The 26,536-nt window shown below is 67.7% G+C and carries 32 protein-coding genes; 17 read left to right on the top strand and 15 right to left on the bottom strand.

The features are described from left to right. Positions 1-5 precede the first annotated feature (5 nt). Genes RU09_RS03630 through RU09_RS03620 form a run of 3 tightly spaced genes read left to right on the top strand, consistent with a single transcriptional unit; the run spans position 6 to position 2,862 of the window. Entirely contained in the window at positions 6-335 is a 330-nt protein-coding gene (locus RU09_RS03630) for a metal-sulfur cluster assembly factor (RefSeq protein WP_042537580.1), read from the top strand. A 2-nt stretch (positions 336-337) separates the two neighbouring features. Continuing rightward, a complete protein-coding gene (locus RU09_RS03625; protein WP_042537578.1) occupies positions 338-1,492 on the top strand; it encodes a MalY/PatB family protein in 1,155 nt (384 codons plus the stop codon). Further along, positions 1,489-2,862: an MFS transporter gene (locus tag RU09_RS03620; RefSeq protein ID WP_042537576.1), complete on the top strand. Its 1,374-nt coding sequence runs from the start codon at positions 1,489-1,491 to the stop codon at positions 2,860-2,862. Before RU09_RS03625 ends, RU09_RS03620 begins: the two co-directional genes overlap by 4 nt. On the opposite strand, the gene RU09_RS03615 is transcribed toward RU09_RS03620, so the two are convergent. Next, positions 2,825-3,424 carry a TetR family transcriptional regulator gene (locus tag RU09_RS03615; RefSeq protein ID WP_042537574.1) on the bottom strand — a complete coding sequence of 200 codons (600 nt, stop codon included), beginning with the start codon at positions 3,422-3,424 and terminating at the stop codon, positions 2,825-2,827. The genes RU09_RS03620 and RU09_RS03615 overlap by 38 nt on opposite strands. A gap of 56 nt (positions 3,425-3,480) precedes the next feature. Between RU09_RS03615 and RU09_RS03610 the strand changes: the two genes are divergently transcribed. From RU09_RS03610 to RU09_RS03600, 3 genes are read left to right on the top strand one after another with little or no spacing between them, the layout of a single operon-like run. Next, positions 3,481-4,068 carry a biotin transporter BioY gene (locus RU09_RS03610; protein ID WP_042537572.1) on the top strand — a complete coding sequence of 196 codons (588 nt, stop codon included), beginning with the start codon at positions 3,481-3,483 and terminating at the stop codon, positions 4,066-4,068. Beyond that, positions 4,058-4,750, top strand: a complete 693-nt coding sequence (locus tag RU09_RS03605) for an energy-coupling factor ABC transporter ATP-binding protein (protein WP_231567458.1) — start codon at positions 4,058-4,060, stop codon at positions 4,748-4,750. The genes RU09_RS03610 and RU09_RS03605 overlap by 11 nt, the downstream gene beginning before the upstream one ends. After that, the gene (locus RU09_RS03600; protein WP_042537570.1) at positions 4,747-5,340 is read left to right on the top strand and encodes an energy-coupling factor transporter transmembrane component T family protein; all 594 of its coding nucleotides are present in this window, start codon (positions 4,747-4,749) and stop codon (positions 5,338-5,340) included. Before RU09_RS03605 ends, RU09_RS03600 begins: the two co-directional genes overlap by 4 nt. Here RU09_RS03600 and RU09_RS03595 read toward each other — a convergent pair. The 4 genes from RU09_RS03595 to RU09_RS03580 form a co-directional block, all read right to left on the bottom strand. Then, positions 5,287-6,603, bottom strand: a complete 1,317-nt coding sequence (locus RU09_RS03595) for an acyltransferase family protein (RefSeq protein WP_052492845.1) — start codon at positions 6,601-6,603, stop codon at positions 5,287-5,289. The genes RU09_RS03600 and RU09_RS03595 overlap by 54 nt on opposite strands. A gap of 109 nt (positions 6,604-6,712) precedes the next feature. After that, positions 6,713-7,384 carry a response regulator gene (locus tag RU09_RS03590; RefSeq protein ID WP_042537568.1) on the bottom strand — a complete coding sequence of 224 codons (672 nt, stop codon included), beginning with the start codon at positions 7,382-7,384 and terminating at the stop codon, positions 6,713-6,715. After that, entirely contained in the window at positions 7,381-8,637 is a 1,257-nt protein-coding gene (locus RU09_RS03585; protein WP_042537566.1) for a sensor histidine kinase, read from the bottom strand. The genes RU09_RS03590 and RU09_RS03585 overlap by 4 nt, the downstream gene beginning before the upstream one ends. 5 nt (positions 8,638-8,642) lie before the next feature. Further along, the gene (locus tag RU09_RS03580; protein WP_042537564.1) at positions 8,643-9,263 is read right to left on the bottom strand and encodes a DedA family protein; all 621 of its coding nucleotides are present in this window, start codon (positions 9,261-9,263) and stop codon (positions 8,643-8,645) included. Between the two features lie 111 nt (positions 9,264-9,374). On the opposite strand from RU09_RS03580, the gene RU09_RS03575 reads away from it, so the two are divergent. From RU09_RS03575 to RU09_RS03555, 5 genes are all read left to right on the top strand, one after another. Further along, complete coding sequence (locus RU09_RS03575; RefSeq protein WP_042537757.1) at positions 9,375-9,677, top strand: CHY zinc finger protein; 303 nt, start codon at positions 9,375-9,377, stop codon at positions 9,675-9,677. Positions 9,678-9,752: 75 nt separating this feature from the next. Then, positions 9,753-11,351: an ABC-F family ATP-binding cassette domain-containing protein gene (locus RU09_RS03570; protein ID WP_042537558.1), complete on the top strand. Its 1,599-nt coding sequence runs from the start codon at positions 9,753-9,755 to the stop codon at positions 11,349-11,351. Between the two features lie 30 nt (positions 11,352-11,381). Further along, positions 11,382-11,999, top strand: a complete 618-nt coding sequence (locus RU09_RS03565; RefSeq protein ID WP_042537556.1) for a pyridoxamine 5'-phosphate oxidase family protein — start codon at positions 11,382-11,384, stop codon at positions 11,997-11,999. Continuing rightward, positions 11,996-12,430 (top strand): cupin domain-containing protein, encoded by a 435-nt coding sequence (locus RU09_RS03560; RefSeq protein ID WP_042537554.1) that lies wholly within the window; start codon positions 11,996-11,998, stop codon positions 12,428-12,430. The genes RU09_RS03565 and RU09_RS03560 overlap by 4 nt, the downstream gene beginning before the upstream one ends. A 3-nt stretch (positions 12,431-12,433) precedes the next feature. Beyond that, a complete protein-coding gene (locus tag RU09_RS03555) occupies positions 12,434-13,201 on the top strand; it encodes a hypothetical protein (RefSeq protein WP_231567457.1) in 768 nt (255 codons plus the stop codon). A gap of 6 nt (positions 13,202-13,207) precedes the next feature. Here the strand turns inward: RU09_RS03555 and RU09_RS03550 are convergent, their stop codons facing one another. From RU09_RS03550 to RU09_RS03535, 4 genes are read right to left on the bottom strand one after another with little or no spacing between them, the layout of a single operon-like run. Then, a complete protein-coding gene (locus tag RU09_RS03550) occupies positions 13,208-14,008 on the bottom strand; it encodes an SURF1 family cytochrome oxidase biogenesis protein (protein ID WP_042537552.1) in 801 nt (266 codons plus the stop codon). A gap of 8 nt (positions 14,009-14,016) precedes the next feature. After that, positions 14,017-14,211, bottom strand: a complete 195-nt coding sequence (locus RU09_RS03545) for a hypothetical protein (RefSeq protein WP_042537550.1) — start codon at positions 14,209-14,211, stop codon at positions 14,017-14,019. Further along, entirely contained in the window at positions 14,208-14,564 is a 357-nt protein-coding gene (locus RU09_RS03540) for a DUF3099 domain-containing protein (protein WP_079112931.1), read from the bottom strand. The genes RU09_RS03545 and RU09_RS03540 overlap by 4 nt, the downstream gene beginning before the upstream one ends. A gap of 50 nt (positions 14,565-14,614) precedes the next feature. After that, positions 14,615-15,268 (bottom strand): DUF4190 domain-containing protein, encoded by a 654-nt coding sequence (locus RU09_RS03535; protein ID WP_052492844.1) that lies wholly within the window; start codon positions 15,266-15,268, stop codon positions 14,615-14,617. A gap of 103 nt (positions 15,269-15,371) precedes the next feature. Here RU09_RS03535 and RU09_RS03530 point away from each other — a divergent pair, with 103 nt between their 5' ends. Beyond that, positions 15,372-16,079, top strand: a complete 708-nt coding sequence (locus RU09_RS03530) for a beta-ketoacyl-ACP reductase (RefSeq protein ID WP_042537549.1) — start codon at positions 15,372-15,374, stop codon at positions 16,077-16,079. 21 nt (positions 16,080-16,100) lie between these two features. Here the strand turns inward: RU09_RS03530 and RU09_RS03525 are convergent, their stop codons facing one another. The 3 genes from RU09_RS03525 to glgC form a co-directional block, all read right to left on the bottom strand. Continuing rightward, entirely contained in the window at positions 16,101-16,799 is a 699-nt protein-coding gene (locus RU09_RS03525) for an alpha/beta fold hydrolase (protein WP_042537547.1), read from the bottom strand. 33 nt (positions 16,800-16,832) lie between these two features. Continuing rightward, entirely contained in the window at positions 16,833-17,468 is a 636-nt protein-coding gene (gene serB, locus RU09_RS03520; protein WP_042537545.1) for a phosphoserine phosphatase SerB, read from the bottom strand. 61 nt (positions 17,469-17,529) lie between these two features. Then, positions 17,530-18,771 (bottom strand): glucose-1-phosphate adenylyltransferase, encoded by a 1,242-nt coding sequence (gene glgC / locus RU09_RS03515; RefSeq protein WP_042537543.1) that lies wholly within the window; start codon positions 18,769-18,771, stop codon positions 17,530-17,532. A gap of 69 nt (positions 18,772-18,840) precedes the next feature. Here glgC and glgA point away from each other — a divergent pair, with 69 nt between their 5' ends. The 3 genes from glgA (at position 18,841) to RU09_RS03500 (ending at position 21,177) form a co-directional block, all read left to right on the top strand. Then, positions 18,841-20,025: a glycogen synthase gene (glgA, locus tag RU09_RS03510; RefSeq protein WP_042537541.1), complete on the top strand. Its 1,185-nt coding sequence runs from the start codon at positions 18,841-18,843 to the stop codon at positions 20,023-20,025. A 17-nt stretch (positions 20,026-20,042) separates the two neighbouring features. After that, on the top strand, positions 20,043-20,828 hold the full coding sequence (locus tag RU09_RS03505; protein WP_042537538.1) for an ABC transporter ATP-binding protein: 786 nt from the start codon (positions 20,043-20,045) through the stop codon (positions 20,826-20,828). Positions 20,829-20,919: 91 nt separating this feature from the next. After that, positions 20,920-21,177 (top strand): type B 50S ribosomal protein L31, encoded by a 258-nt coding sequence (locus RU09_RS03500; protein ID WP_042537536.1) that lies wholly within the window; start codon positions 20,920-20,922, stop codon positions 21,175-21,177. 75 nt (positions 21,178-21,252) lie between these two features. Here RU09_RS03500 and RU09_RS03495 read toward each other — a convergent pair whose 3' ends face one another. From RU09_RS03495 to RU09_RS03485, 3 genes are all read right to left on the bottom strand, one after another. Beyond that, positions 21,253-21,534, bottom strand: coding sequence for a hypothetical protein (locus RU09_RS03495; RefSeq protein WP_042537534.1), 282 nt, complete (start codon positions 21,532-21,534; stop codon positions 21,253-21,255). Between the two features lie 65 nt (positions 21,535-21,599). Continuing rightward, positions 21,600-22,847, bottom strand: coding sequence for an alpha/beta fold hydrolase (locus RU09_RS03490; protein ID WP_042537532.1), 1,248 nt, complete (start codon positions 22,845-22,847; stop codon positions 21,600-21,602). A 1-nt stretch (position 22,848) separates the two neighbouring features. After that, the gene (locus RU09_RS03485; RefSeq protein WP_042537530.1) at positions 22,849-24,852 is read right to left on the bottom strand and encodes a DUF262 domain-containing protein; all 2,004 of its coding nucleotides are present in this window, start codon (positions 24,850-24,852) and stop codon (positions 22,849-22,851) included. Positions 24,853-25,028: 176 nt separating this feature from the next. On the opposite strand from RU09_RS03485, the gene RU09_RS03480 reads away from it, so the two are divergent. Then, positions 25,029-25,802 carry a hypothetical protein gene (locus RU09_RS03480; RefSeq protein ID WP_042537528.1) on the top strand — a complete coding sequence of 258 codons (774 nt, stop codon included), beginning with the start codon at positions 25,029-25,031 and terminating at the stop codon, positions 25,800-25,802. 190 nt (positions 25,803-25,992) lie between these two features. Beyond that, on the top strand, positions 25,993-26,496 hold the full coding sequence (locus tag RU09_RS03475) for a DUF3145 domain-containing protein (protein ID WP_042537526.1): 504 nt from the start codon (positions 25,993-25,995) through the stop codon (positions 26,494-26,496). Positions 26,497-26,536: the final 40 nt, after the last annotated feature.

Raw genomic sequence — 26,536 nt, 5'->3', positions numbered from 1 at the left:
TTGGCATGACAGCCACCCTCACCGACGAGAAGTACGACGAGGTCACCGAGGCTCTCAAAGACGTCATGGACCCGGAACTCGGGATCAACGTCGTCGACCTCGGCCTCATCTACGATCTTGCGTGGGATGACGAGAACGATGCTCTCGTCATCCACATGACGCTCACCAGCGCAGGCTGCCCGTTGACCGACGTGCTCGAGGACCAGACCGCTCAGGCTCTGGACAGCGTCGTCGATCGCTTCCGCATCAACTGGGTGTGGATGCCGCCGTGGGGCCCGGAGAAGATCACGGACGACGGGCGCGACATGATGCGCGCTCTCGGCTTCGCCATCTGAGGATGCTCGAGGTCAAGGCCCTGCCTCTGGCAGAGCTTCGCGAGCGCAGCAGCGAGAAGTGGCGGGAGTATCCCGCCGATGTCCTGCCGCTCTTCGTCGCGGAGACCGACTTCCCGTTGGCGCCGGCGATCTCCTCGGCTCTTCGACGCGCTGTCGACAACGGCGACACCGGATACATCGCATCGCGGACGCCTCTTCCCGAGACCTATGCCGCCTTCGCGATGCGTCGCTACGGCTGGCATGCGGATCCGTCGCGGATGCGCACGACCGCCGATGTGAGCATGGGGATCGTCGAGATCCTGCGCCGCGTCACGCAGCCGGGGGAGCGCGTGGTCGTCACCACACCGGTGTACCCACCGTTCTTCGACCTGGTCTCCGAGGCCGGGGCAGAGGTCGCGCGGGTGCCGCTGCTCGACGCCGGCACGGCGTGGGAACTCGATCTCGACGGCATCCGCGCGGCTTTCGACGACGGCGCCACGGCCATGCTGCTCTGCAATCCGCACAACCCGACCGGCACGGTGCACAGCCGCGACTCGCTGACCGCTCTCGCCGAGATCGCCGATGAGTTCGGTGCTGCGGTGATCTCGGATGAGATCCATGCACCGCTCGCGCAGCCGGGCACCGGGTTCACGCCCTTCCTCGACACGGGCGAAGCTGCGGAGCGCGTGGGCTACGCCGTCGTGAGTGCGAGCAAGGCCTTCAATCTCGCGGGTCTCAAGTGCGCGCTCATGGTGACTGCGTCCGATCGCACCAGCGCCATCGTGCGCGGGCTTCCTATCGAGGTCGAGTGGCGCACCGGGCAGTTCGGCCTCCTCGCGGCTGTGGCCGCATTCTCGGAGGAGAGCGACGAGTGGCTCGATGGGCTGCTCAGAACGCTCGACGAGAATCGCGTGCTGCTCGAGGATCTGCTGGCGTCGAAGATCTCTGCCGCGCGCTATCGGATCCCCGATGCCGGATACCTGGCCTGGATCGACCTCTCGGGACTGGAATGGGGAGACAACCCCGCGCGACGGATCCTGAAGGAGGCCGGAGTCGCCCTGCACTTCGGCCCCGCCTTCGGCGAGCCGGGCAGGGGTTTCGTCCGACTGAACTTCGGCACGAGCCCGGAGATCATCACCGAGGCCATCGAGCGCATCGCGACGCTCGTGGGCCGATGACGACCGAGCAGCGGCCGACCGCCTCGATCTGGGACCGAGAACGACTCTCGGTCACTGCCGGTGCGGTCGCGCTGATCTTCCTCGCCGCAATCGAGGCGCTGGCTGTCACGACCGTCATGCCGATCGTCAGTGAGGCGCTCGACGGACGCGATCTGTACGCCGTAGCCTTCGCCGGCACGCTCGCGACAAGTGTGATCGGGATGGTCGCCGCGGGTGCCTGGTCGGATGCTCGAGGGCCCCGTGGTGCCCTGTACGCCGCGGTGTCGCTGTTCATCGCCGGTCTGCTGCTGTCGGGCTTCGCCGTGACGATGGACCAGTTCCTCATCGGGCGCCTGGTGCAGGGGCTCGGCGCGGGAGGACAGACCGTGGCGCTGTACGTCGTGGTCGCTCGGCTGTATCCACCGCAACTTCACGGCAGAGTGTTCGCGGCGTTCGCCGCCGCATGGGTGGTGCCGTCGATGATCGGTCCCTTCCTCGCCGGGGCGGTCGCCGAGTACCTCGATTGGCGCTGGGCCTTCCTCGGCGTCGCCGTGCTGACGGGCGTCGCCTTCGTGATCGTCGTGGCGCGGCTGCGAGGCGTCGACCTCGGACGCGGCGAGCCGCAGAATCGCCGGGCGCTCGTCATCCGCCTTGTTCTCGCGGTGGTCGTCGCTGTCTTCGCCGTGCTGATCGGCTTCACGGCGGAGATGACCGTGCGCCTCGCATGGCCGGTGGCGATCGGATCCGTCATCGTGATCGGTGTCGCGCTGCTGCCGCTCGTTCCCCGGCGCACCCTCCGTGCCGGGCGCGGTCTGCCGAGCGTCGTCCTCATGCGCGGCATCGCCGCAGGCGCGTTCTTCGCGGCCGAGGCATACGTCCCCTATCTGTTGATGGAGCGCTTCGACTTCACGGCGACCTGGGCGGGGATCGCGCTCATGCTCGCCGCCTTCGCATGGGCCGGAGCTTCGCAGCTGCAGGGGGCCTTCGGAGAACGACTGGGCAACACCCGCATCACCGTGATCAGCCTGTCGCTCCTCCTCGTGGCGCTCGTGCTCGTGCTCGCTGCGGCGCAGTGGGGAGTGTCGCCGGTATTCGTCGTCGTGGGGTGGGGCTTCGCCGGCGGCGGCATGGGGCTGCTGTATCCGCGCCTCACTGTGCTCGCCCTCGCCTATTCGAACGAGGGCAATCAGGGCTTCAACTCGTCGGCGCTGTCGATCTCCGACGCCGCGGGCTCAGCTGTGGCGATCGCGCTGGCCGGATTGCTCGTCGCTACGCTGGGCGGCGAGGCCGCATCGTTCGGGGTGGTGTTCGCGTTCTGCCTCGGTCTGGTGCTGCTGGCGTCGGTGCCGGGGCTCAGACTGGGCCATGCCGCGGAGTCGTCCGAGGGCTGACCACTGCACCGAGCGAGTCCCCTGCGAGCGCGGTGACGCCCAGGTCGAAGACCCGATCGAGGCCGGCGGTGACATCGTCCGTGCCGTCGGTGAGAGCGGCCCCGTGGCTGTCGGCGTGCATGCGCTGCTGAACGAGTGTCGCGTGCCCGAGCACGAAGTGCAGCATCGCCGCTGCCCGATCGGCGGCTTCTGCGTGCCCGTGGCGCGCGAGCGCGGCCTCGAGCGCGGTCTGGGCATACGACGAGCCGAGCCGCAGGGCATAGGTGCTGAGCACGAGCTCCGCACCGTCGCGGTAGGTGAACAGGGCGTCGCGGATGCCGCGCGCGGTGGTCAGCACGTCGGCATCGTCGCGGGGGATCCCCGCGGTGATCCGGTCGGCGAGCTCTGCCAGCAGTTCCTGCTTGCTCGAGAAGTGCCAGTAGAGAGCGCTCGGCTGAACATCGAGCCTGCCTGCGATCCGGCGCATCGACAGGTCGGCGAGGCCGACCTCGTCGAGGAGGGCCAGCGCCACGCGTGCGACGCCATCGCGGTCGTGACGGGCGGAGTTGTGCTCTGGGCTCATGTGATCACTATAGTGAACACCGTTCAGGTGAACAGTGTTCAGGAAGGTGTCGGATCATGACCCAGCAACGCGATGACCTCGGTCGCGAACTAGCAAGAGTGGCGATCTTCGCCGCGCTCATCATCGTTCTCGGCATGGTGACGGTGCCGATTCCCGGCGGTGTGCCGATCACCGCGCAGACATTGGGGGTCATGCTCGCCGGTGCGGTGCTCGGACCCCGACTGGCTCCGCTCTCGATTCTTCTGGTGCTCGCTCTCGCGGCGATCGGACTGCCCGTCCTCGCCGGTGGGCGCGGCGGCCTCGGTGTCTTCGTCGGCCCGACCGCCGGATATCTGCTCGGGTGGGTGGCAGGCGTCATCGTGATCGGTCTCATCGTGGGCCGCGGTCGGCTCAGCTGGTGGCGAATCGCCCTCGGCGTCGTCGTCGGAGGCATCCTGGTGGTGTATCTCTGTGGGATCCCCGTGACAGCGCTCGTTCTCGGGCTCGAACTCGGCCCGACCGCGCTCGCGAGTCTGGTGTTCCTCCCCGGCGATCTGCTCAAAGCGGCCGCGGCGACGGCGCTCGTTCTCGCGCTGCGACGCGCGTACCCCCGGGCGTTCGCCGCGCGTTCGATCGCAGCGCCCGCATCCGTCCGTGCGATCTGAGACTGCGGTCGGATCGATCTCGCTCGACGGTGTCGCCGTCGAGAGGGAAGGGCGGGCGATCCTGCGCGACGTGAGTGTCGAGCTCACGGCGCAGAGGATCGCGGTGATCGGCGCGAACGGGTCGGGGAAGTCCACCTTCGCGCGTCTGCTGAACGGCCTCGTGCTGCCGGATGCAGGGCGAGCCACGGTTCACGATCTCGATTCGCGGCGGGACACGAAGGCTCTTCGACGTAGGGTCGGTTTCGTCTTCACCGACCCTCAGTCGCAGATCCTGATGCCGACGCCCGCTGAGGATCTCGCGCTCTCGCTGCGCGGTTCGCCCCGCACGGAGATCGCCAGCCGGGTGGCCGGGGCACTCGCCGAGCACGGGCTGACCGACAGGGCGGACGTGCCCGCGTCCGACCTGTCCGGCGGTCAGAAGCAGCTGCTGGCTCTCGCGTCGGTTCTGATCGCCGAGCCGCGCCTGATCGTGGCCGATGAGCCGACCACGCTGCTGGATCTGCGCAACTCCCGAAGGGTCTCCGACCTGCTGCTGGCACTGCCGTCGCAGGTCGTCATCGTCACCCACGACCTCGACCTCGCGGCGAGATGCGACCATGCGGTGCTCTTCGACGCGGGTTCGCTCATCGCAGCGGGCACCCCGGACGAGGTAATCGCCGAGTACCGCGGGCGGTGCGGATGATCCAGTCGTACCGGCCAGGGGCCAGCATCTTCCACCGGATGTCGGCGGGGCCCAAACTCGCGCTCTTCGCGGCGCTCGCGCTCGTGTCGTCCGCGTACCCGCATGACGGATGGAGCGTCACCGTCTCGCTCGTCGTCGTGTGCACGCTCTATCTCGTCGCCGGGCTTCCGGTGAGGGTCCTGATCGTCGAGATGTGGCGGCTGCGCTGGCTCGTGCTGGTGCTCGGGACGGCGCTGTGGATCTTCGTGTCGCCGCTGACCGCGTGGATCAGCACGAGCAGAGTCGCGTCGCTGCTCCTGCTGGCTGCGCTTCTCACGATCACCACCCGGATGGGTGATCTGCTCGCCGTTCTGCATCGGATGCTGCGGCCGCTGCATCGGCTGGGTGTCGATGCCGATGCGGTCGCGATGACGATCTCGCTGACGCTCACGATGATTCCGGTGGTCGCCGGATTCGCCCATGCTGTGCGGGAGGCGCAGCGGGCTCGCGGCGTTCGTCCGGGCCTTCGAACCACCGTGCCGCTGATGGTCAGGACGCTACGCCACGCGGACGAGGTCGGCGACGCTCTCGCCGCCCGCGGTCTGGTGTGATCGGCGTGCGAGGCGTTGGGAGAGCAGCATTCCGCCGGCGGCGAGTGCGGACGTCAGAACCGTCGTTCCTGCTACGAGAAGCAGCACGACCGAGGCGACGCCGAGTGCGGCTGCGATCGCGATCCGGCGAGTCGAGTCAGCGGCTGGTGGTGACGGCTGCGTCTCGACGCGCGTGAACGCCACCGCGATCGCCGCGGTGAGAGTCAGCGCGGCAGCGAGCCAGAGCGGGCGAGACACCCACCACGCGAGGGTGCTCGGCTCCGGCAGCGCGATGCCGCTGCTGAGCGAGGCCATGGCGCAGATCCCGGCCATGGCGAGCAGCGTCGGCATGTGCCACAGGTAGATCGTCATGGTGCGTCTGTTGACGAACGCGGCGAGTGCGGCCGGGGCTGGGCGGCGGCTGAACGCATCGATGCGATCGCGGAGAAGCGAGACGGCGCTCAGGTGCACGACTCCGACGAGAAGCAGGGCACCTGTGGGCGGGTTGATGTTGGCGATGAGGTCAGGGGAGTAGACGCCGGTGGTGAAGGCACCGACGAGTGTGATCGACGCGGAAGCTCCCGCGATCGCGCGTGCTCGTCGGCTCAGTCCGTCGATCGTGCCATCGGCGAGGAAGAAGCCGATCTGCTGCAGCGCGAGCCAGACGAATGCGAGATTCAGGAAGCCCACCCACTCGAATCCGGTGATCGCCCGGAGCGCGTCGACGGCGAGCGCAGCCGCGACCAGCGAGGCCACCGTGATCAGCGGCTTCCGGGCGTGAGCCTTCGCGAGTGCAGGAAGAAGCGCCTGGCACCCCAGGAAGACGGCGAGGAACCACAGCGGCTGGCTGTATCGGAAGCCGGCGACGGCGATGATGTCGGCCGGGACGCCGGCGATGCTCAGCGCCGCGAGCGCCGCGCCCACGATCCCGATCGCGAACAGGGCCGGCCGCAGCAGCCGGTGCACCCGGGCGGCGATGAAGGAGGCCGCAGCGCCGCCGCGCGCCTGCATGCGCCGGAAGGAGATGTAGCCGGCGAACCCGCCGATGATGAAGAAGAGCGGCATCACCTGGAGCACCCAGCTGACGGGCACGATCCACCACGATCCATCGCTGGCGTTCGCGAACACCGGGCTGCCATCGACGACGGTGACTCCGACCATAATGGCGTGGAGGAGCACGACTCCCGCGACGCAGACCGCACGCAGGAAGTCGATCGCGGTGTCGCGACCTGCCGGCAGCGGGTCTCGAAGTGCGGTGAGGGATGGTGCCTCGACGATGGCCATGAAGTCCTCCTCGGATGGGGTGTCCGAGGAGCGTATGAACGCGGTGCCGTGCGGGGGATCACCCCCAGGGCTGGTTCGCACCCCTACCGGGGTGTGATCCTGGCGAGGCTCAGGATGCGGGTTCGACCAGGCCGGCGTCGTACGCGAGGATCACGGCGTGCACACGGTCGCGGAGTCGGAGCTTCGCCAGCACCTTGCCGACGTGGGTCTTCACGGTCTGCTCGGCGATGAACAGATCGGCGGCGATCTCGCTGTTCGATCTGCCACGCCCGATGAGCACGAGCACCTCTCGCTCTCGGTCGGTGAGCTCGGCCAGCGAGGTCGCGGCTCGCGGTGTCCGCGGCCGCCGCCCTGCGAACTGCTCGATCATGCGCCTCGTCACGCTGGGGGCGAGCAACGCGTCGCCGCCGGCGACCACGCGCACGGCGTGGACGAGTTCTTCCGGAAGAGCGTCTTTCAGCAGGAACCCGCTCGCCCCGGCCTCGAGCGCGTCATACACGTAGTCGTCGATGTCGAAGGTCGTGAGCATGAGGATCCGCGGCACATGGGCTGCGGGGTAGCCGGGACCGAGGATGCGACGGGTCGCCTCGATGCCGTCGACCTCCGGCATCCGCACGTCCATCAGGATGACGTCCGGATCGAGCCGCGCGGCGAGAGCGACGGCCTCGGCGCCGTCGGCCGCCTGCCCGGCGACACGGATGCCGTCGTGAGCGTCGAGGAGCGCGGCGAATCCGGCGCGCACCATGGCCTGGTCATCGGCGATGAGGACGCTGATCGTCACGGGGTCTCCTCGGGGTGCTCTGGGGTGTTGTCCCGCGGGGGTGCGTCTCTGAGCGGCAGCGAGGCGACGACTTCCCAGCCGCCGCCCGTCGTGGGGCCCGCGTCGAACGAGCCGCCCAACAGCTCGACGCGCTCGCGCATGCCACGCAGCCCGTATCCGCCGCCGGGAGACGCGGGTGAGCCCGAGGCACGGCCGTTGCGGACGCGGATTCCGACCGCGTCGGGGTCGGCCTGCACGCGCACCGTGACGGCGGCACCCGATGCATGTCGCACCGCGTTGCTCAATGCCTCCTGAGCGATCCGGAAGGCCGCGATCTGAACGGCCTGCGGCGCATCCGTCACGGAACCCGTGATCTCCAGGCCGACGGTCACTCCGGCTCGACGGATGGTGTCGACGAGGGCCGGGATGTCGTCGATGCCCTGCTGCGGTGCGAGCTCGGCCGTCTGGTCTTCGGTGCGGAGAACCCCGAGCATCCGTCGCATCTCGGTCAGCGAGGTGCGCGCCGTGGCCGCGATGCTGTCGAACTCCACGGACGCGGCATCTCCGATCTCGGGCAACCGGTAGCGTGCGGTCGACGCCTGCACCTGGATCACGGACATGCTGTGCGCGATCACGTCATGCAGCTCGCGAGCGATGCGGGTGCGCTCCTCGACGAGAGCTCGTCGTGATTCCTCGAGGGCGGAGTGCTCGCGCTCGCGGGTGAGCTCGGCAGACACCCGAACGCGTCCGGCGACGAGCACCGCCACCAGGAACATCGCCGCGGCCACCGAGGTCGTGACGATGAGGTCGGCGGTGACGCTGCCGGCCGTCTCGGGAGTGGCGACGACTTCGGGGCGCAGCAGCGGCGCCGTGAGGGAGAGCAGAGCTCCGATGGACAGGGGGAAGACGCCCGCTCTGGCCCCGTGCACGAAGGTCACGACGCCGACCAGGATCACGAACGTCAGCAGCGCGGGCACAGACCACGGCCAGGGGGCCTCCGTCGCGAGAGCCGGGACGACGAGAAGCGGAAGCGTGAACGCCGCAGCGCAGAACAGCGCGATCGCCCAGCGCGGGTGACGCAGCGACATCAGTGGTGCGGCGCACAGAGCGGCACCGAGGATGAACGAGAGCGGCAGCGAGGTGCCGTACAGCACGGTCTGCACCGGCACGAGCACCGAGAACAGCACGAGGCTCGCAGCGCCGAGCGCCGTGAGCGCGGCGGTGCGACGGCTGATGCGGGGAGCGCGCTCGGTGCGCGGCCGACGACGTGCCATGTCTGTCATCCTGCCAGTTGCAGAACACGGGTGCGTCGCCGACGGGATGCCGTGACGCGGTCGATCACCAGCCCGATGACGAGAGCCACGGCGATGCCGATGCCGGCGCTCACGAGCGGCTGGTCCTTGATCCACGAGCCCGCGAGAAGTCCGATGGCGAGGCTCAGGGCGCTCCAGCTGATGCCTCCCACGATGCTCAACGGGAGGAACCTCCGCCAGGGGAAGCGCAGGGCACCGGCTGACATGTTGACGGCGACGCGGCCGACCGGGATGTACCGGGCGCCCAGAATGAGCGCCGCACTGCGGTGCGCGAGTGCTCTCTCTGCATGAGCGAATGCGGAGGCGACTCGCGGACGGCGCATCCATGCCCACCGGGTCGTGCCCAGCCTGCGGCCGAGGGCGAACGCGATGTTGTCGCCGATCGTCGCCCCCACAGCGGCGATGAGGCCGAGGGGCAGCAGCGTCCAGAACTCACCGGTCGACGCGAGTACAGCGGCGGCTGCCACGAGGACTGTCTCGCTCGGCACCGGCGGGAAGAAGCCGTCGATGATCGTCACCGCGAGCAGCACGGCGTACAGCCAGGGAGAGGCGACGGTCTGCAGGATCAGCTCGTTGATAACATCCACCTCAGAAGGCTAGGAAGCAGGTGGCTGGTGGGGCATCACCCTGAGGTATCGACCGCGTCCCTCTGGAGAGGTAGATCCGACGATCGCCCGACCGAGGTCGGGGCGACCACCGTGCACGGCCTGCTGGTCGACGACCAGACCCGGTGCGAGCACTATCAGGGGCCGCTCGACGTCATCGCCCTCAAGTTCGCGTGCTGCCGCGACTGGTACCCGTGCCACCTGTGTCACGCGGAGCTCGCCCGGCACGATGCGCGCCGGTGGTCGACGGACGAGCGTTCGACGCAGGCGGTGCTCTGCGGCGTCTGCGGTTCGCTGCTGAGCATCGACGCCTACCTCGAGACATCGGAGTGTCCGACGTGCTCGGCGGTCTTCAATCCGGGCTGCCGGCTGCATCACGATCTGTACTTCGACTGAACACACAGCCGGGCGATCTATACTGGGAGTTTGGCCCCTCGGCCTGAATCCCCTTGAACGAACGGACATCCCGCTGTGCTTGCCGTGCACGAACTCGAGATCCGCGTGGGCGCACGCCTCCTGATGGAGAACGTGTCGTTCCGCGTGAGCGACGGAGACAAGATCGGTCTCGTCGGCCGCAACGGTGCAGGCAAGACCACGCTCACCAAGGTGCTCGCCGGTGACGTTCTGCCGTCGGGCGGAAGCGTGACCCGCTCGGGCCAGCTCGGCTACCTGCCGCAGGATCCCCGATCGGGCAACCCCGAAGACCTCGCCCGCACCCGCATCCTCGACGCCCGCGGACTCGGCCAGCTCAACCTCGGGATGAGCGAAGCCGCACTCGCGATGGGGTCGGACGACCCCGCGGTCGCCGACAAGGCGATGAAGCGCTACGCGCGTCTCACCGAGGAGTTCGAAGGTCAGGGCGGGTACGCGGCCGAGGCTGAGGCAGCCTCCATCGCGAACAACCTGTCGCTGCCCGACCGCATCCTCGACCAGCCGCTCTCGACGCTGTCCGGTGGTCAGCGCCGTCGTATCGAGCTGGCCCGCATCCTCTTCTCCGATGCGGAGACGATGATCCTCGATGAGCCGACCAACCACCTCGACGCCGACAGCGTCGTGTGGCTGCGCGAGTTCCTCAAGAACTACAAGGGCGGGCTGATCGTGATCAGTCACGACGTCGAGCTCGTCGGCGAGACCGTCAACCGGGTGTTCTACCTCGACGCGAACCGCCAGATCATCGACACCTACAACATGAACTGGAAGAACTACCTGCGTCAGCGGGTGGCCGACGAGGAGCGCCGCAAGAAGGAGCGCGCCAACGCCGAGAAGAAGGCCACGACCCTGCAGCTGCAGGCGGCCCGCTTCGGGGCGAAGGCGTCGAAGGCCGCCGCCGCTCATCAGATGATCGCGCGTGCCGACAAGCTGCTCGCCGGACTCGATGACGTCCGCCAGGAAGAACGCGTCGCCAAGCTGCGCTTCCCGAAGCCCGCACCGTGCGGCAAGACCCCGATGATGGCGACCGGACTCTCGAAGTCCTATGGCTCACTCGAGATCTTCACCGACGTCGACCTCGCGATCGACCGCGGATCCAAGGTCGTCGTGCTCGGACTCAACGGTGCAGGAAAGACGACGCTGCTGCGCATGCTCGCGGGCGTCGACCAGCCCGACACCGGTCAGCTCGAGCCCGGACACGGTCTCAAGGTCGGGTACTACGCGCAGGAGCACGAGAACCTCGATGTGAATCGTTCGGTGCTCGAGAACATGGTGTCGGCTGCTCCGCACATCACCGAGATGGAAGCGCGCAGAGTGCTCGGCTCGTTCCTGTTCACCGGAGATGATGTGCTCAAGCCCGCCGGGGTGCTCTCCGGCGGTGAGAAGACGCGTCTCTCGCTGGCGACGCTCGTGGTCTCGTCCGCGAACCTGCTGCTGCTCGACGAGCCCACCAACAACCTCGACCCCGCATCGCGCGAGGAGATCCTCGGCGCGCTCGCGCACTACGAGGGAGCAGTCGTGCTCGTCTCGCACGACCCGGGTGCGGTGCAGTCGCTCAACCCCGAGCGCGTTCTGATCCTCCCCGACGGAGTCGAAGACCTCTGGAGCCAGGAGTACCAGGACCTCATCGAGCTCGCCTGATCCTTCGCCCCTCGTGGCATAGTCGAGAGCGTGACGCACGACGAACATGACTTCGACACCGCCCAGCTCAACGAGTGGCTGAAGGGTCGGCACGCTCTCACCGGGCGAGCCCCTGACTGGGATCTCAGCGCACTTCCTGACGACCCGAGCGCGCTGTTCGCCACGTGGCTGCGCGCAGCGGCTGAGGCCGGGGTGGCTGAGCCGCACACGGTGACGCTCGCGACCGTGGATGCCGACGGACTGCCCGACGCTCGCACGCTCATCCTGAAGCGGATCGATGAGCGAGGCTGGGCGTTCGCCAGCACGAGGTCGTCCCGCAAGGGCGCGCAGCTGGCTGCCTCGCCGGGCGCGGCCCTGAACTTCTGGTGGCAGCCGCAGGTGCGCGCGGTGCGGGTGCGAGGCCGTGTGGAAGAGGCGACTGCCGAGGAGAGCGCCGCTGATCTCGCAGCGCGCTCCCCGGCCGCGCGGGCAGAGGTCGCCGACGGCGACTGGGTGCTGTGGCGGATCATCCCCACTCGGGTCGAGTTCTGGCAGGGATCGAGAGACCGCCGTCACACGCGGGTGGTCTTCGACGCTGTCGACGACGGATGGAGCCGCTCGATCATGGGCGGCCCGGCAGATCAGAGGTCGGAAGGGCGAAGGGCGTGAGCGGATACCAGGTGATCGAGATCGGTGCTCTCGACGAGTGGCGCGCACATCATGGCGGGTTCGACCAGGCGCGCTCGCGCGACGGCCGTCGAGTCGTCGATCATGAGCTGACGATGCAGTACATCGGCCTCACCGCGAACGCCCTCGAACCGGGGGAGGAAGCCGGCTACTGGCACGTCCATTCGCGGGTCGAGGAGCTCTATGTGTTTCTCGACGGACGCGGGCAGCTGGGACTCGACGACGAGGTCGTGGAGGTGGGCCCGGGAACGGTGATCCGCGTGGGACAGGGCGTCGCGCGTACCTGGCGCGCTCGGTCCGACAGCCCGGGAGAGCTGCGCTGGCTCTGCATTCGAGCCGGAGGAGAACAACTTCCGCATCTCCCCGACGACAGCTCTCGCCTCCCCGAGAAGCCGATGCCCTGGCGGGATTGATCCGTGGCCGAGCTCCTGCCGCCGCGTCCGTCATCACCGCCGGCTTTCACGGATGACTTCACTCGGGGGCTCGACGCGGAGAAGTGGGTTCCGCACTACCTGCCGCACTGGACGGTGCCCGAGCGCTCCGCAGCGCGATTCGCTTTCGTCGAGGGCGGACTGCAACTCCGGATCGAGCACGATCAGCTCGACTGGCGACCGGACGACGCGCCGCTGCGGGTCTCGAATCTGCAGACGGCGACGTACTCCGGTCCGGTCGGATCGACCGCCGGCACGCATCGCCACCGCGACGACGGACTCGTGGTCGAGACGCATACGCCGCCGCGACTGCTCTTCACACCCTGTCGCGGGCGGATCGACCTCACGGTTGCCGCGGGCACCGACGAAGGATGCATGCTCGCGGCGTGGCTCGTCGGTACCGAACACCTCTCCGAGACGGACGCCGGCGAGATCTGCATCTTCGAGATCGACGCCTCAGCTGTCGGGAGCACGACGCGGGTACGCACGGGCATCAAGTCGCACCACGACACGAGGTTGACGACCGACATGGTCGAGGTGACCCTCCCGTTCGATGCCCGGAGGCCGCATACCTGGACCGTGATCTGGGGCGATGGCGAGACGATCATCGGATGTGAGGGGCGGGTGGTGCGCCGCTTCGCTCAGACACCGGACTATCCCATGGTCCTGATGATCGACCTCTTCGAGATCGGCGGGCCCGCAGGCGCGTACCCCAAGACCGCCGTCATCGGCGAGGTGACGGCCTGGGACTGACGCGACTCAGCGGGCGTCGAGCAGCTCGTCCTCGACGTCGGCGTCCTTGTCGCGCCGCCGAGTCGTCTTCACCGGTGCGGGCATTCCCTCGACCTCTTCACGGTGCTTCACGATCTCGGTCCGGATGATGTACCCGATGAAGACGAAGCCCATCAGCGCGAACAGGATCCACTGGATCGCGTAGGACAGGTGCGGTCCCGGGTCGTCGGTGGGTGAGTCGAAGCCGCCGAGGGTCCCGTCGCCGGGTGGAGTCTCGCTGACGATCTGGCCGTACGCGCTCGTGATGACGTCTCCGTCGACCAGCTCGGCGATCGAGGGGAGGTTGATCGTCGGCACCTGCCCATCGGGAGCACCTCGCCCCGAGGCCGGGAGCTGCTCACCCGGGCGCAGGCGCACGATGACCTCGACCTCTCCGGGCGGAGGAGCCGGAACGGAATCCGGGGAGTCGCCGTCGCCCGGCGGCACCCATCCGCGATCGACGATGAACACACGGCCGTCGACGTCGCGGAACGGCACCAGGACCTCGAACGCGCTCGTGCCGCCGTGCGGGCGGTTGCGCACCAGCAGCTGATCATCGGCGATGTACTCGCCGTTCAGCACCACGGGATGCCACACGTCACCGGGATCGAGCACTCCGTCGTCGCCGATGAGATCGGCGAGAGGGACGGGATCGGCGTCGTAGTTCTTCTCCACGAGCGCGATCTGCTCAGATCGCGTCTCATTGCGCTCGAACTGCCAGTTCGACAGGAACGCGCAGGCGATCGCGAATCCGATCGCGATCAGCACGTATACGGTCCATCTACCCATCCGGGCACTCACGAGGGCACACCATCTCTCACTGTCACGGGGAAGTCCCTGGCCGCCAGGTAGTCACGGAGGAAGCCGACGTGCTCATCGCACGCGAGCCAGATCTTCTCACGGTCGGCCGCGTGGATACGCGGATTGCGCCACACCACCTGCATGGTCGCCGCGTTCCGGCATCCGGCGCGCGAGCACTCCAATCCACTCACTCGCGATCCTGGCGGCTCTCGTGGATGGTGATGATGCCAGGAGCTGGGGTCTCGTCGACCGGGAGCGTCGGAGTCGCGGCCGGAGCCTCCAACTGCTGCACAGGCGACTCTGCCGTCGTCTCAGTGCTGTCGCTGCCCGCGTTCGCGAAGACGACGGCGATGTACGGGAGCACCGCGGCGGCCAGCGCGAACACCCAGGTGTACCAGCCGTAGGGCTGCACGAACATCATCAGGGCGAAGCAGACGATGCGGATGGTCATCGTGAGCGCGTATCGGCGCACGCGGTGGTCAGCCTCGTCTTTCGGCGACTGCGGAAGCGAGGTGACGGCAGGGACCAGGGGCTTGCTCTTCACGATGAGTCCAGCCTACGCCGCCGCGGGCTCCGCGGCTCGCCCGTCTGCCGCTAGGCGGAGAAGAGGAACGGCAGCGTGAAGGCGCCGAAGAAGAGGAAGCCGATCACCGTCATGACGATGCCGACGACCAGGACCGCGACCATGATGTACCCCATGATGAGGCCCGCGAAGGCCATGCCGCGGCCGCCGATCGCCGGGTTCTCCTTCGTCTGTCGCAGCGCCATGTGGCCGGTGATGACGGCCACGATCGACGCGAGCAGCGGCACCACCGCCCAGAAGAGGACGACGCCCGCGATTCCGCAGATCAGCGAGGTGATCGCGAGTCCGCTGGCGGGGCGAGGAGCGGGGTAGGGCACCGCGCCGTAGTTCGGATATCCGGCACCGGGCTGACCCGGTGCGGACGCCGCCCCGTAGTACGGCGGCTGGGCGGCGGCGGCGTACGGCTGAGCCACCGCAGAGCCGTAGGGCTGCTGCGGGGCATACTGTGGCGGCTGCGGCGACGGGTTCGCGTACCCCTGCGAAGGAGCGACCGACGGCGCCGCACCGGGATACGCCTGGTACTGCTGCGCCGAGGGCGCCGCGGGAGCCGGCGGAGCCGGTGCGAGAGGCGCCGCCGGGGGAGTCGGCTGCTGTCCGTCCGCCGAGGTCGGGATGCTGTTGTCGCTCACGGTGATGCCTTTCGTCGGGTTCAGCGTTCCAGCCACGCGGCTGTTCTGTCAAACGTCGACCCGAACGAGTCACAGCATCATCGGTAGGATCGATGACGACCCGGCCGCCGTACCCGCACCGGCCAGATCAGGAGTGGAAATGAGTTCTCGCGTCGTCCTCGTCACCGGTGGAAACCGCGGCATCGGCCGCGCGATCGCCGAACGATTCGTCAGGGACGGCTACCGCGTCGCCGTCACGGCTCGCAGCGGCGAAGGCCCCGAAGGCACTCTCACGGTGCGTGCAGACGTTACGGATGCCGCTGCGCTCGACGCGGCCTTCACCGAGGTCGAGCAGCAGCTCGGACCCGTCGAAGTCGTCGTGGCGAATGCCGGCATCACGAAGGACACCCTGCTGCTGCGGATGAGTGAGGACGACTTCGACAGCGTGGTCGCGACGAACCTCGGAGGCACCTTCCGCGTCGTGAAGCGGGCATCGAAAGGCATGCTGCGGGCTCGATTCGGCCGAGTCATCCTCATCTCCAGCGTCGTGGGCCTCTATGGCTCGGCCGGGCAGGTGAACTATTCGGCCTCGAAGAGCGCGCTCGTCGGCTTCGCACGTTCTCTCACGCGGGAGCTCGGCGGACGCGGTATCACCGCGAACGTCGTCGCCCCCGGATTCATCGAGACCGACATGACCGCTGAGCTTCCCGAAGAGACTCAGAAGCAGTACAAGGCGAACATCCCGGCCGGGCGATTCGCGACGCCCGATGAGGTGGCAGGCGTCGTCACGTGGCTTGCAGGCGATGACGCCGGGTACATCTCGGGTGCTGTCATCCCCGTCGACGGCGGCCTCGGCATGGGGCACTGACACTCCACCGACGACGTACCGTCATCGGCGGGTGATCGCCGCATCGAGCAGCGCGGCGAGTCTGTTCGGTACCGAGAACTGAGGCCAGTGACCTGAGCCGATGCGCACGACCTCGGCATCGTCGATCGCACGGAACTCTTCGGCATACGGCCCCCACTGCTCGAGCTCGGACTCGAGAGTCTCCTGGTCGAGACCTCCCATGAGCAGCGTCACCGGCACCCGGTGCCGCGCACCGGGGCCGAGCTCGATCTCATCGGTGGGCACGCGCGCTGGCACGCTGTGCGTGAGCGGCGCGGTGCGCGCACGGGTCGCCTCGTCGAGGTCGTCGACGTCTTCCGCAGGGAAGAACTCCCATCCGGGGAACGGGACGACGCCGTCCACGATCTCGAACTCGCTGATGCCGAATCCGGACGGCGGCGGTACGGTGTCGACGAATATCACCCGCGAGACGCGGTCGGGCCGCGCATCGGCCACGCCCCAGGCGACGTTGCCACCGCCGCTGTGACCGACGACGACCACGGGCGCGGCGACGGCGTCCACGGCGGCGACAGCGGCGTCGACCCAGTCGGCGATGCCGATGTCAGCGGACTCGGCGGCCGGGAGGCCCACGCCCGGCATGGTCAGCGGATGCACGGTGTGCCCTGCGCGTTCGAGATCGGTGGTCACTTCGCTCCAGCTGGACGCGTCGAGCCAGAGACCGGGGATGAGGATGATGTCCATGCGCCCGAGGGTAGACGGGGCATAGGACATCCGCTAGGGCAGCAGCGCGATGACCTCGGAGAGATCCTGCGGTCCGATGACGAGGCTCGCAGCCTCGCGCACGGCGGGCTTCGCGTTGAACGCCAGTCCGAGTCCCGCGACCGCCATCATCTGCAGGTCATTGGCTCCGTCGCCGATGGCGATCGTGGCGTGGCGGGGCACTCCGAGCTCGTCCGCCCACTCCAGCAGCGAGGCGGCCTTCACAGCGGCATCGACGATCTCGCCGTCGACCCGACCCGCCAGAGCACCGTCGACCACCTCGAGTCGATTGGCGCGCCAACGGTCGACACCGAGCTCCGGTGCGACATCGTCGAGGATCTCGTGGAATCCGCCCGACACGACCCCGACGACACCCCCGCGCTGATGCACGGCGGCAGTGAGCTCACGCACGCCCGGAGTCGGCTCGATCCGGGCGAGCACTCGAGCGAAACCCGAGACAGGAACGCCTTCGAGAGCTGCGACGCGTGAGCGCAGGCTCGTGGCGAAGTCGATCTCGCCGCGCATCGCGGCTTCGGTGGCTGCCTGCACCTCGGCGCCGCGCCCCACCTCGTCGGCGATCAGTTCGATCACCTCATTGCGGATGAGGGTGGAATCGGCATCGAGGACGACGAGGAATCGAGCGGCAGTCACGCCTCTGAGCCTATCGACCGCAAGGCGCGGGTCGGTGCACGGCGGTCTTCGGCCGACATCCTCAGCGATCGATGAAGAGCCCCTTGCCCACCACAGTGATGCCGGATTCGGTCACGGTGAAGCCTCGCGCGAGATCGCGTTCGCGGTCGACGCCGACGGTCGCGCCGTCGGCGAGCACGACGTTCTTGTCGAGGATGGCTCGATGCACCCGGGAACCGGCGCCTACTCTCACTCCGTCGAAGACGACCGAATCGGTGATGGTCGAACCGCCGCCGGCGAGAGTCCACGGGCCGACGACGCTGCGCTCGAGATGCGTGCCCGAGAGCACGGATCCGAGGGACACGATCGAGTCGATCGCGTTGCCGATACGCCCGACGGAGTCTCGCACGAACTTCGCGGGCGGCGAGTTCACGGCCTGCGAGTGGATGGGCCACTCCATGTTGTAGAGGTTGAAGATCGGCAGCGTGGAGATCAGGTCCATGTGCGCGTCGAAGAAGGAGTCGATGGTGCCCACGTCACGCCAGTAGGAGCGGTCGCGCGGGGAGGACCCCGGGACGTCGTTGCGCTTCATGTCGTAGTAGCCGGCCTCGCCTCGATCGACGAAGTACGGCACGATGTCGCCGCCCATGTCATGACCGGAGGTGGGGGACTCGCCGTCTGCCTCGACCGCGGCGATCAGCGCGTCGGCGTCGAAGATGTAGTTGCCCATCGAGGCGAGCACCTCGTGAGGGGAGTCCTCGAGCCCTGCGATGTCGGTCGGCTTCTCGAGGAACTGCTTGATGCGGCCCGACTCGGTGTCGGCGTCGATCACACCGAACTGAGACGCCATCGCGAGCGGCTGGCGGATGCCGGCGACGGTGGCCTTCGCGCCCGACTCGATGTGCGCGTCGAGCATCTGCCGGAAGTCCATGCGATAGACGTGGTCGGCACCGATCACCACGACGATGTCGGGCTTCTCGTCGTTGATGAGGTTGAGGCTCTGCAGGATCGCGTCGGCCGAGCCGGAGAACCAGCGCTTTCCGAGACGCTGCTGCGCGGGCACGGAGGTGACGTACGAGTCGAGCAGCGCCGACATGCGCCAGGTCTGCGAGATGTGACGGTCGAGGCTGTGCGACTTGTACTGCGTGAGGACGACGATCTGTCGCAGACCCGAGTTGATGAGGTTCGATATCGCGAAATCGATCAAGCGATACTGTCCGCCGAAAGGCACTGCAGGTTTTGCTCGGTCGCCCGTGAGGGGCATGAGACGCTTTCCCTCGCCGCCGGCGAGGATGATGCCGAAGATCTTCTTTGGTGCGGACATGCACCCACAATAGATGTGATTCGGCTCGGCTAACTAGCATCTGGACAAGTGAGTCACTACCGTCTAGACATGCGCGTCGAGATGATCACGAAGGAATACCCGCCGGAGATTTACGGAGGTGCCGGTGTGCACGTCGCAGAGCTCGTCACGGCCCTGCGGCAGAATATCGATGTACAGGTTCGTGCCTTCGGTTCCCCCCGAGATGAGGCGGGTACTTTCTCCTATCAGGCCCCGTCGGAGTTGGCCTCGGCCAATGCCGCTCTGCAGACGCTCGGGACCGATCTCGAGATCGTGGCGGCCATCTCCGACGCCGACCTCGTGCACAGCCACACCTGGTACGCGAACTTCGCCGGACACCTCGCCTCGCAGCTGCACGGCATCCCTCACGTGCTCACCGCCCACAGTCTCGAGCCGCTGCGCCCCTGGAAGGCGGAGCAGCTCGGCGGGGGATACGCGGTGTCGAGCGGCATCGAGAAGCTCGCCTACGAGAACGCTGCGGCGGTGATCGCGGTCAGCGCCGGCATGCGCGAAGACATCCTGCGCAGCTATCCCTCCGTCGACCCCGCCCGGGTGCGTGTGATCCACAACGGCATCGACGTCGAGCGGTGGCGTCCGGTGCAGAACCCCGCGTTCCTCGAGTCGGTGGGCATGGACCCGACTCGACCGTCTGTCGTCTTCGTCGGTCGGATCACCCGTCAGAAGGGTCTGCCGTACCTCCTGCAGGCCGCTCGTCTGCTGCCGCCGGAGGTTCAGCTGATCCTCTGCGCCGGCGCACCCGACACCCCCGAGATCATGGCGGAGGTGCAGGAGGGCGTGCGGCTTCTCCAGCAGACCCGCGAGGGCGTCATCTGGATCGATCGGATGCTGCCGCGCGACGAGCTCTCGGCGATCCTCACAGCGGCCACGACCTTCGTATGCCCGTCGGTGTATGAACCGCTGGGGATCGTGAACCTCGAGGCCATGGCGTGCGGTGCCGCTGTCGTCGGCACGGCCACCGGGGGCATCCCCGAGGTCGTCGACGACGGCGTGACAGGGCGTCTCGTGCCGATCGAGCAGCTGCAGGACGGCACAGGGACGCCGGTCGACCCCGAGCGCTATGTCGCCGACCTCGCGAGCGTGCTCACCGAGGTGACGTCCGATCCGGAGCAGGCTCGCGCCTACGGCGCGGCCGGTCGGGAGCGCGCGCGCGACGAGTTCAGCTGGGATGCGATCGCCGACACCACGCGCGCGCTCTACGCGGAGCTGACCGCCTGAGCCGATAGGCTGGAGGCATGTCGATCGCCTTGGAATTCACCGACGTCGTCGTGCGCCGCGAGGGGCGCGACATCATCGATCACGTGACCTGGCAGGTCGACGATGATCAGCGGTGGGTGATCCTCGGACCCAACGGCGCCGGCAAGACCACACTGCTCCAGCTGGCGGACACGCTGATGCACCCGACCTCCGGAGCCGTCACCGTGCTGGGGGAGACCCTCGGTCGAACCGACGTGTTCGAACTGCGCCCCCGCATCGGCTTCGCCTCGTCGGCGATGGCGAAGCGCGTGCCGCGCGACGAGACCGTCCTGAACACGGTGCTCACGGCGGCGTACTCCGTTCTGGGGCGCTGGAACGAGAACTACGAGGACATCGACGAGCGCCGCGCGCTGCGGGTGCTCGGCGACTGGCGTCTCGACCACCTGGCTGATCGCACGTTCGGAACCCTGAGCGACGGCGAGCAGAAGCGCGTCCAGATCGCCCGGGCCGTGATGACCGACCCCGAGCTGCTGCTGCTCGACGAGCCGACGGCCTCGCTCGACCTCGGTTCGCGCGAGGAGCTGCTCGCGCTCCTGAGCGGCTATGCCTCGTCGCCGACGACACCCGCGATGCTGATGGTCACGCATCACGTCGAGGAGATCCCGGTCGGTTTCACGCACGTGCTGCTCATGCGCGAGGGGCGCATCGTGGCAGCCGGACCCATCGCCGAGACCCTGACCGCCGATACGCTGACCGAGACGTTCGGAATGCCGATCGTTCTGAGCAGCGACGAGGGCCGCTACGCGGCCCGCGCGGCATCCTGACGCGGATCTGATAGAATCGATCCTTGGTGCTCTCTGCACCGCAGACTTCCCTCGTCCCTGGCACAATCCAGGGCAGCAACTAAGGAATCCCATGAAGACTGACATTCACCCCGTGTACAAGGCAGTCGTGTTCCGCGACCTCGGCTCGGGCGAGACGTTCCTCACCCGTTCGACTGTCTCCAGCGACAAGACGATCGAGCTCGACGGCGTCGAGTACCCCGTCATCGACGTCGAGATCTCGTCGGCATCGCACCCGTTCTACACGGGCAAGCAGCGCATCATGGACTCGGCCGGCCGCGTCGAGAAGTTCAACCAGCGCTTCAAGGGCTTCGGCGGATCGAGCAAGTAACGATCACCGCGTTCGAAGGCCCCGTGTTCCTCGGAACACGGGGCCTTCGTCGTCTCATCCCGGTGGATCGCGGGGTCAGATGTCGATGATGATGCGTTCCCCGTCGATCCTGCCGGGCGGGTCGCCGGGAGCGGGCGCCGGTGCGGTGCGCTTCGTCTGGCGATCGCGCTCCATCCCGGCCTCGTGTGCCGATGGCATCCAGATCGCGTCGAACGAACCGCCCAGTCCGCCGCCTGCGCTCTCGTACTTCTTCTCGAGCGGCGCCTTCGCGTAGACCGCGACGATCACCACGACGATCGCGATCACCACGACGAGGAGGATCGCGATCGTGAGCAGCATCCCGAGTGCGTCGGCCATGAGACCAGGCTATTCGGCCGCCGCCGCCTCGGCATCCGTCTGCAGGAGGATTCCGGCGGAGATGCTCAGCGGATGCGTCGTCCGTGCGCGAGGTCGATGAGGTGCGTCAGCACAGGGCCGGAGCGCACGCCGTTGTGCTCGTGCTCACTGGTCACCCAGAGCTCGACGCCGGGCAGCAGGCGTGCGGTCTCGAGTGAGAACTCCATCGGGACATAGACGTCGTTCACATAGACGGCGGCAGCGCCCGTCGCACCGGAGGCGGCGATGGCGACCTCGTTGTAGATCCGGGGCCACTCGAAGTCCGCCAGCGCGAGCGTGACGTCTCGCCACGGCTGGAAGGCGGGCACGGTCTCGGTCCACTCGCGGCGGATGTGCTCGCCCGTGAACAGTGTGACGTCGTCGCGGAAGTCCTGCGGCTCTGTGCGTTCCGCCGACCAGCGTGTGGCGTGCCCGCTCGCGTAGCTCGATTCGTGGAACGCGAAGTAGAGCGGGTTGCGGCCGCCGTACGGCATGGCGTGCATCAGATCATGGCGGAACGCGTTCGACGCGGGATCGCGCTCGAGCAGCGACCATACGGTCTGCCACCCGTCATTCGTGCCGAGCGCCGAGCCCACGGAGCGCAGCCGTGACGGCGAGACCACTTCGCCGTCGGGAAGCACGATCTCGCCTGCCGCGGCCTGATCGACCAAGCGGCGCATGACGTCTCGGTGCTCGGGGAACCGGCGGTAATACCGCTCGGAGGCGGCGCGCATCTTGTCGTAGCAGAGCGCGTAGACCTCGTCGGGGTGCCGGTCGACGGTGCTGAGTCCGCCGGTGATGAAGACATCGGCGAGCGAGTCCGAATCGGTGGACAGGTAGGCCAGGGTCGTGAATCCCCCGAAGGACTGGCCGAGCACGCTCCACGTCTCCGCGCTGAGGTGCTCGCGCATCGCCTCGCAGTCGCGGACGATCGCATCGGCGCGCAGATGCGTGAGGTACTCGGCGACCGCAGCGGAGCCGCGCTCGAGATCGGCATCGCCGACCGGCGTCGAGAGCCCGGTGCCTCGCTGGTCGAGCATCACGACCCGATAGTGCGCGAGGGCCTCGTCGAGCCAGGCGGGGGACGTCGACGAGTGGAACGGTCGAGGGGCCTCGTGGCCCGGCCCGCCCTGCAGGAAGACCAGATAGGGGAGGCGTTCGCCTCCTTCTCGTGTGACGACCCGCGCGAAGATGTCGATCGTGCGGGTGTCTGTCGGATCTCCCCACACGAGCGGGACGGTCAGTGTGTGCTCTTCGACTGTCAGGTCGAGGAGGCGGCGGATGGTTGTCGTCATGTCACATCACATTCCCGATGTAGGAGTACTTGACGAAGACCTCCGAGGCGATGTCCGCCTCGTCGAGCGCGCCCTGCACTGCGTTCATCATGTAGTTCGAATCCCAGCCCATGTAGAGGTGGTGGGTATCGTCCAGCTGATCCCACTGCCCCTTCCAGGCCATCGAGTCGTAGATCGGGCCGCCGTGGGCGGCGCAGTACGACACGGCGGCATCGCGGGTGTCCGTCCACGCGCGACGGAAGACGCGGTTGAAGAGGTGTTTGACGTCGAAGACCTCCCAGCGCTCTCCGCGGTACTCGACATACTCGAACTCGCGCTCCCACCCGGCCGGCCACCCGCGCCGACGCACCGCATCGAGGATGGGAGTGAGCCCGTCGTCGTCGATCTCGGGCAGTGCGGGGCGGGCCCAGATCCTCAGCAGATCGGAGGTGAGCCGGATCGTGCGCTGAGAGATGGCCGCCGTTCCCCACGTCTCCGTGGCAGCGAGTGCACTGGTCTCGGGGACGGAGCTGCGAGCATACGCCGCGCCCCGTTTCACGGAGTACGACTCTCCGAAGACCCGCTCAGCGAGGGACTGCTCGAGCAGAGTGAGATTGCCGAGTGTCGGGGCCAGCGCGCGATGCGCGTTGCGCTCGTCGTCCGAGTAGTCGATCCACGGACGCTGGCCGTCGCCCGACCAGCTGTCGCTGGGGACTGTGGGCACGATGTGCTCCACATCGAACTCGTCAGGGTCGTCGACTCCCTCGAGCCGCCCGAGGACATAGGCCGGATGCGGCAGCTCGCTGTACTTCAGCACGGCGCTGACGCGCTCGTCCGACGGCGTGATCCGGGCGAACGCTCGAGCCAGTGCCTCTCTTCCGTTCGCGCGCGCTCGGCAGAGGCGGGCCACGAGTCGCTCGTTGGGCAGGTTCACGAGCGTGCGCCGCAGATACATCGCCTGGATCCACTCGAGCGTCTCGACGAGCTCGTCGCGGCCGATGAGCCCGCGGCTGTGATCGCTGTAGACGCGGAGAACGAGCGGATAGGCTGCGCGGCCGAAGGTGTTCACGTATCGCAGCTGCCGAGCGATCTCGGGGTCGCGCTCGAGAGACGGGTCGAGCAGTATGCCGTAGATCTCGGCGTAGTGGCGCCAGACCTCGGCGTCCGCCTGCAGGTGATCGAGGTCGACGCGGGGGAAGGACTGTCGGAACGCGCTGTAGACACCGTGCTCGCCGTTGGCCGCCACCTCGCGCCCCGTCGTCATCACGAGGTAGTGCCGCCAGAACGCGCCGATGGTCTCACCGGTGTGCTGCTCGATCGGGAGCCAGAACCGCGCCTCGACGTCGAGCTGCTCGGCGTGGGTCAACCCCATCAGCATGTAGTTGTGGATGAGCTCGTGATCGCGCAGCGGCTCGCCGGTGGAGTTCAGGCTCTCGAAGATCTGCTGCGCGTTCGCGTCGGCGCCGAGGGTGATCGAGACGTGCTCGAGCTTCTTCAGACCCGCCCAGATCTGCGGCGCCTCGTCGGCGTGCACCTGGCTCCGGAAGAACGCGTAATTGTCATCGAACCGAGATTCGCGCTCTGCCTGGACATCGCGCTCCAGCACCACGGACTCGTACAGCTCGGCCCACGCGTCGTGAGGGCGCAGCTTGGTGCGATCGGGGTCGTCCGGGCGCACGAGCACCCGGTCGAGGTCGGCGGCGAGCAGGGGATCGGAGTCCTGAACCGCATGTCGGAGCGCTGCGACCAGCAGCATCAGCGTCGTGATGCGCTGCTGGCCGTCGATCAGCACGAGGTCGGTGTCGGCGTCGCTGTCGTCGGCGGCCGAGAGGATCGACCCGATGAAGTGACGGTGCGACGAGTCTTCACGGGCGACGGCCCGGACGTCGGAGAGCAGCTGCTCGCAGCCGCCGATGTCCCACCTGTACTGACGCTGGTACACCGGCACGACGATGGTCGTGGAGTCCTCTGCGAGCCACTCGATCGTGTTGACAGCTGTCGCCTCGACGTTGGTCGCAGTGCTCATGCTGGTGTCTCGTCCTCCCGTAACGCCGTGCGCCGAGGAGTCGCCAGGCGCCCGATTCAGTCTATTCGCTTATTCACGGCGGCCCTCGGCGGCGCTCCAGAAGTGCCCTGTTAGGCTTGCCTTATCAGGGCCTGTTAAAACGTGCTGGCCCCCGATGAAAGGATCTGGTTCAGATCATGGGATACATCAAGTCCGCTGCGCTCGAAGACAAGGGCTTCGTCGTTCTCGACAGCTACAACCAGGAGCTCGACCCCAAGGAGTGGCTCGACATCGAGTACAACGACTGGAAGTCGTCGGGTGACACCCGCTTCGCCCCTCTCGCCAGCGCCAAGGGCGAGATCGAGTGCAACGGCTTCTGGAACCACAAGCCGCCGCGCACCGACAAGGATGGCGTCTGGATCGACTCGCAGACCGCCAAGGCCCCCAACCTCACGCGTCGCGCGCAGGAGCCCGGTGCCAACGTCGGTCGCTGCCGCGTCATCGAGCTGCAGCCGACTCCGTACGGCGAGTGCCTCTACAACCTCCACCAGGACGACAACAACCGTCTGAACCCCGACGGCACCGGCTGGGTCGTCCGCGGGTTCTTCAACCTCAGCGACGACAAGGACAGCTTCTTCGTCCTGCGCGAGAACCGCACCGACCCGAGCATCGAGTACCGCATCGCTCTGCCGGCGGGCGCTCAGCTCATCGTCGACACGCAGCGTCTGTGGCACGCCGCGACCCACGTGGGCACGGAGCCGCGCTACTGCCTCATCACGTCGTGGACGTCCGGCCCCGAGCTCGACGCCTACATCGAGAAGTACCACGGCACGCAGGACGTGCCTAACGTCGAGGTCCCGCAGGAGGTTCTCGAGGCCGGATACGCCGAGCAGGCCCGCCGCGACGCCGCACGCGCCGCGTACTACGCCGCAAAGGGACAGCAGGTCAAGCAGGCCATGAGCGAGGCGTGATCCTCGTCTGATCAACGGCCGTTCGCGGTCTGAAGGCCCCGGTCCCGCGCGACCGGGGCCTTCGTCGTGTGAATCACATGCTTGTGATTTCGCCTGGTCTGGGCGAGAATAGGCCCACAACCGCATATTCACGCCAGTTCTCGTTGTTTCAGGTCGTTGGGGAAGACGCACCTGATGAAACGGAGAGATCATGGCGACGGCTTACGCACGCGGAGTGGTGTTCATCCACTCTGCACCTCGCGCGCTCTGCCCGCACCTGGAATGGGCGGTCGGTCGCGCTATCGGTCGCGCAGTGAACTTCGACTGGAGCGACCAGCCGGTGCTCGACGGCGCTCGACGCGCCGAGTTCTACTGGGACGGCCCGGTCGGCACGGGTGCCGCTCTTGCAACCGCGATCCGCGGGTGGGAGCATCTCCGTTTCGAGGTCACCGAGGATCCCACACCCCGCAGCGACGGCGGACGCTGGCTGCACACGCCCGACCTCGGCATCCACTATGCGCAGACGGATGCCGCGGGAAACATCGTCGTGGGCGAGGACCGCATCCGCTATGCGATGGAGATCGCCGCAGGCAGCGCGACCGAGCTGCAGCGTGAGCTCGACATCGCGCTCGGCTCCGCCTGGGACGAGGAGCTGGAGCCGTTCCGTCACGCGAGCGACGACGCCCGCGTGGTGTGGCTGCACAAGGTCGGCTAGGCGGACCCACAGACCTGGAACGGGAAGGCGCGAGTATCGG

This window comes from Microbacterium sp. MEJ108Y, from assembly GCF_000834175.1.
Classification (GTDB): domain Bacteria; phylum Actinomycetota; class Actinomycetes; order Actinomycetales; family Microbacteriaceae; genus Microbacterium; species Microbacterium forte.
Note: the sequence above shows the minus strand (reverse complement) of the source record. Positions and strands in the feature narration are given on the sequence as shown.